12 protein-coding genes and 1 pseudogene are annotated in these 12,457 nt (G+C 44.4%); 9 read left to right on the forward strand and 4 right to left on the reverse strand.

All coding sequences use genetic code 11. The features are described from left to right. Window positions 1-105 precede the first annotated feature (105 nt). The gene (locus QVP40_RS08040; RefSeq protein ID WP_022067950.1) at window positions 106-744 is read right to left on the reverse strand and encodes a helix-turn-helix transcriptional regulator; all 639 of its coding nucleotides are present in this window, start codon (window positions 742-744) and stop codon (window positions 106-108) included. 187 nt (window positions 745-931) lie between these two features. Here QVP40_RS08040 and hydA point away from each other — a divergent pair, with 187 nt between their 5' ends. Beyond that, entirely contained in the window at window positions 932-2,317 is a 1,386-nt protein-coding gene (gene hydA, locus QVP40_RS08045; protein ID WP_022067951.1) for a dihydropyrimidinase, read from the forward strand. Between the two features lie 195 nt (window positions 2,318-2,512). Here hydA and QVP40_RS08050 read toward each other — a convergent pair whose 3' ends face one another. Further along, the gene (locus QVP40_RS08050; RefSeq protein WP_288200397.1) at window positions 2,513-3,739 is read right to left on the reverse strand and encodes a dicarboxylate/amino acid:cation symporter; all 1,227 of its coding nucleotides are present in this window, start codon (window positions 3,737-3,739) and stop codon (window positions 2,513-2,515) included. A gap of 44 nt (window positions 3,740-3,783) precedes the next feature. Continuing rightward, window positions 3,784-5,079: an L-cysteine desulfidase family protein gene (locus QVP40_RS08055; protein WP_022067953.1), complete on the reverse strand. Its 1,296-nt coding sequence runs from the start codon at window positions 5,077-5,079 to the stop codon at window positions 3,784-3,786. A gap of 622 nt (window positions 5,080-5,701) precedes the next feature. On the opposite strand from QVP40_RS08055, the gene QVP40_RS08060 reads away from it, so the two are divergent. The 4 genes from QVP40_RS08060 to QVP40_RS08075 all read left to right on the forward strand — a co-directional run bounded on the left by QVP40_RS08060 (window position 5,702) and on the right by QVP40_RS08075 (window position 9,002). Then, window positions 5,702-5,962, forward strand: a complete 261-nt coding sequence (locus QVP40_RS08060) for a TM1266 family iron-only hydrogenase system putative regulator (RefSeq protein ID WP_022067954.1) — start codon at window positions 5,702-5,704, stop codon at window positions 5,960-5,962. Continuing rightward, window positions 5,959-6,996 (forward strand): [FeFe] hydrogenase H-cluster radical SAM maturase HydE, encoded by a 1,038-nt coding sequence (gene hydE, locus QVP40_RS08065; RefSeq protein WP_022067955.1) that lies wholly within the window; start codon window positions 5,959-5,961, stop codon window positions 6,994-6,996. Before QVP40_RS08060 ends, hydE begins: the two co-directional genes overlap by 4 nt. A 37-nt stretch (window positions 6,997-7,033) precedes the next feature. Then, entirely contained in the window at window positions 7,034-8,452 is a 1,419-nt protein-coding gene (hydG, locus tag QVP40_RS08070; protein ID WP_022067956.1) for a [FeFe] hydrogenase H-cluster radical SAM maturase HydG, read from the forward strand. A 79-nt stretch (window positions 8,453-8,531) separates the two neighbouring features. Further along, on the forward strand, window positions 8,532-9,002 hold the full coding sequence (locus tag QVP40_RS08075; RefSeq protein ID WP_022067957.1) for an SH3 domain protein: 471 nt from the start codon (window positions 8,532-8,534) through the stop codon (window positions 9,000-9,002). Window positions 9,003-9,134: 132 nt separating this feature from the next. On the opposite strand, the gene QVP40_RS08080 is transcribed toward QVP40_RS08075, so the two are convergent. Further along, window positions 9,135-9,614, reverse strand: coding sequence for an S-ribosylhomocysteine lyase (locus tag QVP40_RS08080; RefSeq protein WP_022067958.1), 480 nt, complete (start codon window positions 9,612-9,614; stop codon window positions 9,135-9,137). A 225-nt stretch (window positions 9,615-9,839) separates the two neighbouring features. Between QVP40_RS08080 and trpS the strand changes: the two genes are divergently transcribed. From trpS to QVP40_RS13885, 4 genes and pseudogenes are all read left to right on the forward strand, one after another. Next, window positions 9,840-10,844 carry a tryptophan--tRNA ligase gene (trpS, locus tag QVP40_RS08085; RefSeq protein WP_022067959.1) on the forward strand — a complete coding sequence of 335 codons (1,005 nt, stop codon included), beginning with the start codon at window positions 9,840-9,842 and terminating at the stop codon, window positions 10,842-10,844. A 102-nt stretch (window positions 10,845-10,946) separates the two neighbouring features. Beyond that, on the forward strand, window positions 10,947-11,684 hold the full coding sequence (locus tag QVP40_RS08090) for a peptidylprolyl isomerase (protein WP_022067960.1): 738 nt from the start codon (window positions 10,947-10,949) through the stop codon (window positions 11,682-11,684). A 214-nt stretch (window positions 11,685-11,898) separates the two neighbouring features. After that, a complete protein-coding gene (locus tag QVP40_RS08095; RefSeq protein WP_022067961.1) occupies window positions 11,899-12,204 on the forward strand; it encodes an ArsR/SmtB family transcription factor in 306 nt (101 codons plus the stop codon). 77 nt (window positions 12,205-12,281) lie between these two features. Continuing rightward, window positions 12,282-12,457 (forward strand): annotated as a pseudogene (locus QVP40_RS13885) (permease); the annotation flags it as partial.

The following is a 12,457-nucleotide window of genomic DNA, read 5'->3' on the forward strand; positions in this document are numbered from 1 at the left end:
ATTCAGCGTTTTGCGGCAGAGAAAATGCCCGGCTGATGTATGAGATTTTTTTGCTTAAAATAACATGAAAATGCAGACAGGTGAAGCGCTGCGCCAGCCGGGAGATTATTTATTGACATCAATATAGCTGTACAGGGTGTATTTGGAAATGCCAAAATAATTTGCGACCTTGTCTCCTGACTTGGTGATCAGAAATGCCCCGGAGTCATTCAGGAACTGAATTGCAGTTACCTTGTCTTCCTTATTCATAAGAGCCACCGGTTTGCCTACCAGAGCAACAGATTCTTCAATCAGATGATCCAGAAGATCATTGACATTATGGGTAATTTCTTTTGGCTTTTCTTCTGTGTTGACAGGAGTGACCAGATCATGAACTGCGCTTTCGATCATGGTCAGTCTGGAAATATCATAGTTGATCCCAAAAACATAATGGAGACTGCCGTCATCATCACGTATATAAGAGGTGCTGCACTTCAGAATTTTGCCGTCAGAAGTTTTCATCAGATATCCGGCGTGATCCTGGGGCTCATCCTGTGTCTTGTTATTATTATGCCGGATCACATCAAAAACCGCATTGGAAGGTCCGTCTCCGATCCCTCTGTTTGTCACATGTCCGTTTTCAATATACACGATAGAATTTTCCGGATCCTTTGTTTTCAGATCATGAATGACTACTTCGCAGTCAGGGCCGAACTGACAGGCAATATCGTGAGCAATCTGTTTCAGTACAGTAAGCCGTCCCATAGTTTACCTCCTCCGTTGTTGCTTTTTTCTTTTATATTAACATAATAGGATATAAATAAAAAGTTTTTTTGCGAAAAAAATTGTGTAAGCCTCAAGAAGTTTTGAGTAACCTGCACAGAAACAGTTGAAGGAGAGAAAAAATAATGGTATATTGAATAAAAGAAATAGAAATCGGGGGTGACAAATTATGAAATATTTACTAAAAAACGGTACAGTAGTATCAGGTTCCGGCATGATCAGCCAGGATGTTCTTATAGACGGAGAAAAAATTGTCAGGGTAGGAGAAAATTTATCCGCAGAGGATGCAGAGGTTATGGATGTGTCCGGAAAACTGCTTTTCCCGGGGTTTATTGACGGGCATACCCATTTTGATCTTGAGGTTGCGGGAACAGTAACTGCTGATGATTTTGAGACAGGAACAAAGGCTGCGATTCTGGGAGGAACCACTCTGGTCATTGACTATGCCTCTCAGGACAAGGGCGGTCATACGCTGAAGGAAGGTCTGGAGAAATGGCATGGAAAGGCAGACGGAAAATGTTCCTGCGATTATTCTTTCCATATGTCTGTTGTAGAATGGAATGAGCAGACGGAAAAAGAAATTCAGGATATGATTGATGAAGGAATTACAAGCTTTAAGCTTTATATGACCTATCCGGCTATGATAGTAAATGACTGTGACCTTTATAAGATCCTGAAAAAGCTGGGAGAGTGCGGCTGCTTTGCCGGAGTTCATTGTGAGAATGCCGGAGTGATCGATGCGCTGATTTCTGAAGCGAAAAAGCAGGGAAGAACAGGCCCGGAAAATCATCCTCTTGTGCGTCCGGATACCATGGAGGCTGAAGCTGTCCACAGACTTCTTGTGATCGCAAAAGAAGCAGACGCGCCTGTTATGGTTGTTCATCTGACCAACCGCAAAGCCTATGAAGAGATTATGAAAGCCAGAAGGGAAGGGCAGACTGTTTATGCGGAAACCTGTCCTCAGTACCTTCTTTTGGATGACAGCGCTTATTCAAAACCGGATTTCGGTGGAGCTGTTTATGTGTGCGCGCCTCCCATCCGTAAAAAAGAGGATCAGGACTGTCTCTGGGATGCACTGAAAAAAGAGGATATCCAGACCGTTGCCACAGATCAGTGCAGCTTTACCCTGGATCAGAAGGCTTTGGGCAGGGATGACTTTACAAAGATACCCGGCGGACTTCCGGGAGTACAGACCAGGGGAACGCTGCTTTATACCTACGGTGTCCGTACCGGAAAGATCACGGAAGCCCAGATGTGCAGATTTTTATGTGAAAATCCCGCAAAGCTCTATGGGGTATATCCGAAAAAAGGCGTGATCCGGGAGGGCAGTGATGCGGATATTGTTGTTCTGGATCCGGAAAAAGAAAGTGTGATCTCGGCTAAAACTCATGCATACAATACGGATAATAATCCCTTTGAAGGCTTTGCTCTTCACTGTGCCATTGACGACGTATTCCTGAGAGGTCATCATGCAGTGCAGGATGGAAAACTGAAAGAAGAAAAACTGGGAACCTTTATTCCAAGAGGAAAGAATACCCTGAAAGCAGAAAAATAAAAAATCAGGCTTTTCTATAAAATCCGTAGATCAGTGGAAAAGGAATGCTTTGAAACCAAAAATTAACCAAGAAGCTGTTTTACACAAAAGAGAACAAACGGTTTACAGGAAAATACAGCAGGAATAATAAAAACTGCAGAGAGTTCCGTTTCAGAAAAGAAACGGACTTCTGCAGTTTTTGTCTGCCAGTAAAGATCAGAGATCAACGTGAATGTTCTGTTCCTGAATGTGATGGCGTTTGGCGTAGCCGGTCAGGAAAAGTGTTAGCGCACCGTCACCTGTTACGTTGCAGGCAGTGCCAAAGCTGTCCTGAAGAGCAAAAATAGTAAGCATCAGGGCAGTGCCGGTTTCATTAAATCCAAGCACGCCGGTGATGATACCAAGGGATGCCATAACCGTTCCTCCGGGGACACCGGGAGCACCGATGGCAAATACGCCCAGAAGAAGACAGAAAAGGATCATGGTGCCAACAGAGGGAAGAGAGCCGTACAGGATTCTGGAAATCGTCATACAGAAAAATACCTCTGTGAGAACAGAACCGCAAAGATGGATATTTGCAAAAAGCGGAATACCAAACTGTACCATATCCTTCCGAAGCGGCTTTGCCTTCCCTGCACATTGAAGAGCAACGGCAAGGGTAGCTGCTGAGGACATGGTTCCAACTGCGGTCAGATAAGCAGGACCGTAGTAACGTACCACATCCATGGGATTTTCATGTGAATAGATCCCTGCAAGAACATAAAGCAGAGCCATCCAGATAAAATGTCCGATCAGCACGATCACAATTACCTGAAGGAATACAGGAAGCTGTTTTGTGATAGAACCCTCATATGCCAGACTGCAGAAGGTCAGGGCAATAAAGAAGGGAAGAACCGGAATGATCACTTTGGAAACAATAGAAAGAACAATTGCCTGAAATTCTTCAAGAACCCCTGTGATCATTTTTGATTTGTTCCAGGCTGCGGCAAGTCCGATCATAATGGAAAAGACCAGGGCGCTCATAACAGACATGATCTGCGGGATCTCCAGTTCAAAAATTACTTCCGGAAGCTGTTTCAGCCCTTCTACGTCAGTGGCAATGGATAAATGAGGAATCATTGCATATCCGGCTGCTGTAGACATAAAGGCCGCGCCAATGGAAGAGACGTAGGCGATCACAATGGCAACGCCAAGCATCCGGGAAGCGCTGTTGCCCAGCTTGGTAATAGACGGTGCAATAAAACCAATAATGATCAGAGGCACACAGAAATTGATCAGTTGTCCAAGCACGTATTTCAGAGTGACCACCACATTCAGAATGCCGGCAGTGATGCCGGAGCCGTCTGTGGCGTTCAGGATAATTCCGGAAACAATGCCAAGAACAACGCCTACTAGAAGCTTAAAGGGCAGGCTGGTAAAAAAACTGTTTTTTTTTTCATAAATATAAAAATCCTCCTTTTAGGTAAAAAAACGGCATAGAGTAAGGATCAGCAGTCCTGATCTACATTTACGCGGTCGATCATAATGTTCAGTATTTCCGTATCAGTGGCTCTCATTCCCACGCGGCCGATATAGCCCATGCTCTTTATGGTTTCTTCCACATCACCCCGGATGATTCCCTCACCCGGAAGGAAGCTTTTATTCTGAATACTCATGTGAAAAGCCATTAGGGCTGCGTCAACAGAAGAAGCGATTTTTGCAGCGCAGGACGGTTTTGCGCCATCGCATACGATTCCGCCTACATTTCCCAGCGTGTTGATAATAGTCAGGGAAACCTGCTGATAGGTTCCGCCGTACATGTAAGTGATTCCAGCTCCGGCTCCGCAGGCAGCGCTGACAGCTCCGCAGTATGCGGAAAGACTTCCAATATAATATTTCTGATGGATGGCAACCAGGTTACTGACAACAAGGGAACGATAAAGCTTTGCTCTGGAAACTTCCCATTCCTCCGCGTAGGTGATAACAGGAAGAGAAACTGTCATGCCCTGATTGCCGCTTCCTGAATTGATCACAACCGGCATGGAACAGCCGCCCATGCGGGCATCGCTTCCGGCGGCAGCTCTTGCGCAGGCTCTGGTAGTAATTCCTTTTCCCCATACATGCATCAGTGTTTTGCCGATCTGCGCCCCGTAATTATTGTCCAGGCCTTCCTGGGAAATCGCTGTGTTTAAACGGATCTGACGCTCCAGAAGCTCCCGGACATCTTCAATCTTTACCTGATCCGCAAAATCCAGAATATCTTTTACCGTAAGCTTTGATTTGTCAACAGGAGGTTCTTCCGGCTTTTTCTCTGCGGTTTCTCCGGAAAAAAGAACCTGTCCGTCTTTGACGATTCTGGTGATGTTGGTGTGCTGGTCAACAATGGTCACTTCCGCATAGTGGCTGCCCTTGTTTACTTTTGCACAGATATAGAGATTGGCAACTCCTTCTGCAAGCGTACAGGAACAGAGGTGTTTTTCAGCCAGCTCCTGAGCCTGTCTGATGTGTTCCGGACGGATGCCTTCAAGAACTTCAAGGGCTTTATCGGCATTGCCTCCTGTAATTCCAAGAAGCGCTGCAATATCAATTCCTTTCAATCCTCCGGAATTGGGAACCGTGACTCCTTTTACATTTTTTATAATGTTTCCGCTTAAATGCATTTCAACGGAATCCGGAAATTCTCCCAGAATCTGCCGTGCTTTGGCTGCAGCATAGGCAATGGCAATAGGCTCCGTACATCCGAGAGCAGGAACCAGTTCATGATGCAGGATAGCCAGGTAATTGGCATATAATGCAGAATCCATAATTTTTCCTCCGATGTTGTAGATAGATTCCTGATCATTTCAGAACGGCGCTGAAACTTCAGGTGTTGTTCCTGTTACTGTATGAAGTAACGTTTTTTTCATTATAATAGAAATTGTGTGCCGAGTATAGTATAAAATCCGGGAATTTTATAAAGAAATACAGAATACCGGAAACGTTTTACAGATAAGATTCTGCCAGGCGTTCTGACATATAGATCTAAAATGCCGGGACATGCAGCGCAGAAGGGGCTGACACTTTGTAAAAACAGTATTTTCCGGAGTCCGATTCATCAGGTGTTCCACAGAATAATCGTGGGAGAATTGTGACAGGACTTATACATAATGACGATAAAAACGAGAATTTACAGAAAAATTAGTTGTTTTTGACGAAAAGATATGGTATGCTGAAACAGTACCGGACTTTTAAGGAAAGCCTGAGAAGAATGGGCGTCAGAGAATGTAAAAAACAGCGAGATACGGCTGCAGTCAGAAACTGCGGTCTTTCTGTATATGTTCCGGTGTCCAGAAGGACACCGTTTTATTTTTTATCAGGCTGGGAACGGATGCATGGGAAATATGACAGCCTGTATCTGGCGGAAACAGGCAGGAAGGGAGATGTTTTATGGATACAAGAATTGCAGTGATCGCCATTATTGTGGAAGACCGTTCCAAAAGCGGGGAACTGAATCGGCTGCTCCATGAATATGGAGAATATATAGTAGGAAGAATGGGAGTGCCCTATCGTCCGAAGGGAGTGTCTGTGATCAGTGTGATACTGGATGCTCCTCAGGAAAAGATCAGCGCGCTGTCCGGAAAGCTTGGAATGCTGGAAGGCATTACCAGCAAAACCGTGTACTCAAAAATGCCGGAGAAAGAGCTATGAAAGAGCTGATCGACAAGCTGCACCATACACAGGAACTGACCAGGGAAGAATTTTTGACACTGCTATCCAACAGAAATACAGAGACAGATCTTTATGCCCGGAGGCTGGCAAGGGGTGTGCGGCAGAAAATATATGGAAATCAGGTTTATATAAGAGGTCTGATCGAATTTACAAGCTACTGCAGAAACGACTGTTACTACTGCGGTTTAAGAAGGAGCAATCATGCCGCCCAGCGCTACCGTCTGACAGAAGAGGATATCCTTTCCTGCTGCCAACAGGGTTATGAGCTGGGATTTCGTACCTTTGTACTTCAGGGAGGCGAGGACGGATATTTTACAGGGGAAAGGCTGGCCGGGCTGGTACGTCATATCAAAAAACAATATCCGGACTGTGCCCTGACACTTTCCGTGGGGGAACGAACGGAGGAAGAGTACAGAGCATTCCGGAAGGCCGGAGCAGACCGTTATCTTCTTCGTCATGAAACTGCAGACGAGACGCATTACCGGATTCTGCATCCGGAACCTTTATCTCTTCAGCACAGGAAGGACTGTCTCAGAACGCTTAAAAAGCTGGGGTTTCAGACAGGAGCAGGATTTATGGTGGGGTCTCCGGGACAGACGGCAGAGACCCTGGCAGAGGATTTTCTGTTTCTAAAAGAGCTGGATCCGGAAATGGTGGGTATCGGACCTTTTATTTCTCATAAGAATACTCCTTTTCGGAGCAGAGAGGACGGAACCCTTGAGGATACGCTTTTTTACCTGGCTCTTGTGCGGCTGATGCTGCCCCGGGCTCTTCTTCCGGCAACCACTGCTCTTGGCACCATTGCCCCTGACGGAAGAGAGCTTGGGATACTTTCCGGAGCAAACGTAGTCATGCCCAATCTGTCACCTCTTTCTGTGAGAAAAAAATATATGCTTTATGACGGAAAAATTTCCACAGGTGACGAGGCCGCAGAGTGTGTGGAACAGTTAAAAAAGAGAATGGAGACAATCGGCTGTTGTATTGTAACAGACCGTGGAGATTATAAAAAATAAAAGGACAGGCTGCTTCAGGGCAGCAGAAGGAGGACTTATGTATAATCCGAAATCAACAAAGGCAACAGAATTTATTGATCATCAGGAGATTCTGGATTCTCTGGAATATGCCAGAGCAAATAAAAATAATACGGAGCTGATCGAAGGGCTGATCGAGAGAGCAAGAGACTGTAAGGGATTAAGTCACAGAGAAGCAGCGCTTCTTCTGGAATGTGATGATCCGGTGCTGGTGGATAAAATGTATCATGTGGCAAAGGAGATCAAACAGAAATTTTATGGAAACAGAATTGTTATGTTTGCGCCTCTTTACCTTTCTAATTATTGTATCAACGGCTGTGTTTACTGTCCTTATCATGCAAAGAACAAACACATCCGCCGTAAAAAACTGACTCAGGAGGAGATCCGCCAGGAGGTAATCGCCCTTCAGGACATGGGACATAAGCGTCTTGCTCTGGAGACAGGAGAGGATCCAAAAAACAATCCCATTGAATACGTTCTGGAAAGTATCAAAACCATTTACAGCATCAAACACAAAAACGGAGCCATCCGCCGTGTGAATGTAAACATTGCAGCAACGACAGTAGAAAATTACAGGAAGCTGAAAGAAGCGGGAATCGGAACCTATATTCTTTTCCAGGAAACTTATAATAAAGAAAGCTATGAGGCTCTTCACCCCACAGGACCGAAAAGTGATTATGCATATCACACAGAGGCCATGGACCGGGCCATGGAAGCCGGAATAGACGATGTTGGCTGCGGAGTGCTTTTTGGACTGGAAACCTACCGTTATGACTTTGTGGGAATCCTGATGCACGCAGAGCATCTGGAAGCAAGATTTGGAGTAGGCCCTCATACCATCAGCGTTCCAAGAATCTGTCCGGCTGATGATATTGACACAAAAGATTTTACCAATGCAGTTCCGGATGAGATTTTCCAGAAGATCGTAGCTGTGATCCGTATTGCAGTGCCTTATACAGGAATGATCATCTCCACCAGAGAGTCTCAGAAGTGCAGAGAAAAGGTATTGGATCTTGGTATTTCCCAGATCAGCGGAGGCTCCAGAACCTCTGTGGGAGGCTATGCAGAGGAAGAGGCAGAGGAGGATAATTCCGCACAGTTTGATCTGAGCGACAGAAGAACTCTGGATGAGATCGTCAACTGGCTTCTGGAACTGGGATATATTCCAAGCTTCTGTACAGCCTGTTACCGGGAAGGCCGCACCGGAGACCGTTTCATGTCCCTTGTAAAGAGCGGTCAGATCGCCAACTGCTGTCACCCCAATGCCCTGATGACTCTGAAAGAATACCTGGAAGACTATGCTTCCCCGGATACAAGAGAGAAAGGCCTGAAGGTGATCGAGAGAGAGCTTCAGAAGGTAGAAAGAGAAAAAACAAGAGAGATCTGCGCAAGGAATCTCAAAGAGATTGAACAGGGAAAAAGAGATTTCCGTTTCTGAGGTCAAAAGCAAAAAAGGCTTGCATAATCCACCCGGAATGGGGTATCATGGTGGTATGCTATAAAGGAGGAAAATTCTTATGAAGAAATCCAGATTACTGATTGCACTGGCAGGTCTTACTCTTATTGCATCCGGCTGCGGATACAGTACAGGAGGAGAGGACTCTACCGTGACTGTGATAAAGGCAACACCAACCCCGACTGCAACGCCTACACCGGCAGCAACACCAACCCCGGTTGTGACAGCAACCCCGGTACCTCAGACTTCTCAGACAGCAAGCGGTGTCAAGATCATACAGAAAAACGCTACATATTATGCAAACAATGAGGCGAATATCCGTACAGACTGTGTAACAACAGATCAGACAAATGTTATTAAGAGTACCAAGGTAGGAGATCAGCTTACCGGCACAGGTGTCAGTGAAGACGGACAGTGGATCGAGGTAGATCTTAACGGACAGAAGGGTTATGTCAGCGCCCAGTATGTGACTACTGAGGCTCCGGCAGGAGCTGCTCCTGCAGCAGAGGGAACTGCTGCGCCGGTTCAGTAAAAACAAAAGCGAAGAAAAACCAGAGCATATTTTCTATTTGAAACAGAAAAGGCTCTGGTTTTTAAATATTGTTATTCCTGAGAAGACCAGTTTGTTGTACAAACCGGCCTTGAAAAATACAGTTACTTCAATTTATTCCGGATAAACCAGCCGTTCCTCTTTGATATCGTAAAGAACTTCTTTTAAATATTTATCCGCCAGATATTTTGCCATGTTCAGGTTCATATCCAGATAGTTTCCGCAGTCCTTTGCAGAAGCGCCCGGGATTTCTCCCTCAAAATCGCAGATAAATTCAAACATTTCTGTCATCAGTCCCACAATATCCTTTGATTCATAATCTCCTGCCAGCAGAAGATAGTTTCCGGTACGGCAGCCCATTGGACCCCAGTAAATAACTTTTGGTCCGAATTCTGTATGATTTCGGAGAAAAGTAGCTGCCAGATGTTCCATGGCATGAAGCTCTGCAGTATTCATAACAGGTTCCTCGTTGGGAGAAGTCATACGAATATCAAAAGTGGTGATCACCTGATCGCCCAGATAGTCTTTTCTGGAAACATAGATTCCCGGCTGAAGCTTAATATGGTCTATGGTAAAGCTTGCAATTTTTTTCATGTTTTTTCCTCCTGAATTTTTATATTTCTTAATCACCTTCGGTGATGGCATTTTGCCCTGTATGTCTCGGAATAGTGACCTGTGACTATTTTAACAGATAAGGTTCCAGGTGACAAGTAATTGACTTTATTTCTACAGAATGATAAACTAATATACAATTCAGAAGTGCATAAAGGAAAGAACCTGAATACTTTCCAAAATGCGTCAGTAAGAGAGGTATAGATTATGATAAATGACAAAAAAGTTTTATTCAGCGGAATGCAGGCAACAGGAAATCTCACCCTGGGAAATTATCTTGGCGCTCTGAAAAACTGGCTGACTTTAAGTGATGAATATGAGTGCTTTTACAGTGTGGTAGACCTTCATTCTATTACTGTCCGTCAGAATCCGGCAGAGCTTCGCAAAAGCGCCCGCAATCTTCTGACTCTTTATATTGCAGCAGGCCTTGATCCGAAGAAAAACTGCATTTACTATCAGTCCCATGTTTCCGGACATGCTGAACTGGCCTGGATCTTAAACTGCTTTACCTACATGGGAGAGCTGAACCGTATGACTCAGTTTAAGGATAAATCTGCAAAGCATGCGGATAATATCAATGCAGGTCTGTTTACTTATCCAGTTCTGATGGCAGCAGATATCCTCCTGTATCAGACAGACGTGGTTCCGGTTGGAATTGACCAGATGCAGCATCTGGAGCTTACCAGAAATATTGCAGAGCGTTTCAATAACATTTACGGAGATGTGTTTACTGTTCCGGAAGCATATGTTGGCAAGGTGGGAGCAAAGATCATGAGCCTTCAGGATCCCACCAGAAAAATGTCCAAATCTGACGAAAATCCCAATGCCAGCATTTATCTTATGGATGACCCGGATACCATTATGCGTAAATTTAAGCGCGCGGTAACAGATTCCGAGGGCTGTGTAAGCTACAGAGACGAGCAGCCGGGCGTAAAGAACCTCATTGAGATTTACTGTGCCTGCACAGGAAAAACTCCGGATGAGGCAGTGAGGGAATTTGAGGGAAAAGGCTACGGTGAGCTGAAACCGGCGGTTGCAGAGTCTGTTATTTCTGCTCTCAAACCTCTTCAGGATGAGTTTGCCCGTCTTTCTAAGGATAAGGCGTACATTGATTCCATTATCAAAGAAAACGCAGAAAAGGCTAATTATTTTGCAACAAAAACTCTGCGCAAGGTTCAGAGAAAAGTTGGTTTCCCGGACAGAATCCGGTAAGGAAAAAGGGAAAGAGAGACTCCGGCATATGAACATCATATGACAGAAGTCCCCAGGGAGGATTTTTGTCAGTAAACAGCAGAATCAGGAGGAAAATAAAAAATGAAACATAAAACTCTGGCAGTACTTTGTGCAGTAGTCCTTACAGCAGGCATGATGACAGGATGCGGACAGAAAACAGAAGATACAAAGACAGAGAGCGGCAGCGAGAAGACAGTCAGTGACGAGATGGCAGAAAAAGCGGGATTCAGCGACGGTACAGGTGAGGAAGCTTCTGATAAAGAGGATGCTTCCGATGCAAAGGATACAAAAGAGGCAGTTCTTGATACCAGTAAAGAGCTGACAGGAATCCATCATGCGCAGATCAATGTGAAGGATTACGGCGAGATCCAGGTAGAGCTGGATGCAGATACCGCTCCTGTCACAGTGACCAATTTTGTAAAACTGGCTCAGGAGGGCTTTTATGACGGACTGACCTTCCACCGTATTATGGACGGCTTTATGGTTCAGGGAGGGGATCCTCTGGGAAATGGAACCGGCGGCTCTGATGAAAACATCAAAGGCGAATTTTCCAATAATGGTGTGGAAAATAATATTTCTCATACAAGAGGCGTAATTTCCATGGCAAGAGCTATGGATCCGGACAGTGCAAGCTCTCAGTTCTTTATCGTGCATGAGGACAGCACCTTCCTGGACGGAGATTATGCAGGCTTTGGCCATGTAACAGAGGGAATGGACGTTGTGGATGCAATCTGTAAGGATGCGAAACCCACAGATGACAACGGAACCATCAAACCGGAAGAACAGCCGGTGATCGAAAGCATTACCATTGTTGACTGACAACAGACAAAATGATAAAAATAAGCGAAGCAGGTAGGGGAAAATCCCTGCCTGTTTTGTTTTAGGTAAGCAATGCAAAAGAAAGTTTTTTATATAGGATAATCAGGAGAAAAAGCAAAATACATCAAAATATTTTGATATAATATATTGACAAACTGAATTATGAGGTTTATGATATGTACATCAAAATAATTTGATGTGAGGAGTGATGATAATGACTGATTTTTCTAAAGACGCAAAAATTTTTAAGGCTCTTTGCGATACAAAAAGACTTACGATTTTAGATTATTTAAAGAGTGGGGAAAAATGTGCGTGTGTTCTGATTGAAAAGATGAACATAGGACAATCGGCTTTATCATACCACATGAAAATACTTTGCGACTCCGGTATTGTTAATGCAAGACAAGAGGGAAAATGGACGCATTACAGCCTGAGTAAAAGCGGAAGTGAATATGCGTCTAAACGACTGTTAGAGTTGACAACACCAAATACTGAAAATCAATCAAATTGTTGCAAATAAAGGTCATCGAAAGGTGGCTTTTATAAAACTCTATCACATCAAAAAAAATTGATATGTCATGTGAAGGAGGGACTTTATTGGAAGCAGTAAATTCAATATGGCTATTTTTCCAGGACCAAATATTAGGTATGAAATGGTTGAATGGCTTAATTGGTAATGGACTATCATTGCTGGGGCTAGACATTAACAGTCGTTTAGGTGGAAGTATTCAATTCTTTTTATACGATGTAATCAAAATCACAATCTTGTTATG

This window comes from Blautia sp. CAG:257 (assembly GCF_000433815.1).
In the GTDB taxonomy this organism is placed as follows: Bacteria; Bacillota; Clostridia; order Lachnospirales; family Lachnospiraceae; genus Blautia_A; species Blautia_A caecimuris.

Coding starts and splice junctions, on each gene's coding strand:
- QVP40_RS08090 (WP_022067960.1), top strand. CDS start 10,947: ATGAAACATAAAACTCTGGCAGTACTTTGTGCAGTAGTCCTTACAGCA.
- QVP40_RS08055 (WP_022067953.1), bottom strand. CDS start 5,079: ATGGATTCTGCATTATATGCCAATTACCTGGCTATCCTGCATCATGAA.
- hydE (WP_022067955.1), top strand. CDS start 5,959: ATGAAAGAGCTGATCGACAAGCTGCACCATACACAGGAACTGACCAGG.
- hydG (WP_022067956.1), top strand. CDS start 7,034: ATGTATAATCCGAAATCAACAAAGGCAACAGAATTTATTGATCATCAG.
- QVP40_RS08095 (WP_022067961.1), top strand. CDS start 11,899: ATGACTGATTTTTCTAAAGACGCAAAAATTTTTAAGGCTCTTTGCGAT.
- QVP40_RS08060 (WP_022067954.1), top strand. CDS start 5,702: ATGGATACAAGAATTGCAGTGATCGCCATTATTGTGGAAGACCGTTCC.
- QVP40_RS08040 (WP_022067950.1), bottom strand. CDS start 744: ATGGGACGGCTTACTGTACTGAAACAGATTGCTCACGATATTGCCTGT.
- QVP40_RS08080 (WP_022067958.1), bottom strand. CDS start 9,614: ATGAAAAAAATTGCAAGCTTTACCATAGACCATATTAAGCTTCAGCCG.
- trpS (WP_022067959.1), top strand. CDS start 9,840: ATGATAAATGACAAAAAAGTTTTATTCAGCGGAATGCAGGCAACAGGA.
- QVP40_RS08075 (WP_022067957.1), top strand. CDS start 8,532: ATGAAGAAATCCAGATTACTGATTGCACTGGCAGGTCTTACTCTTATT.
- hydA (WP_022067951.1), top strand. CDS start 932: ATGAAATATTTACTAAAAAACGGTACAGTAGTATCAGGTTCCGGCATG.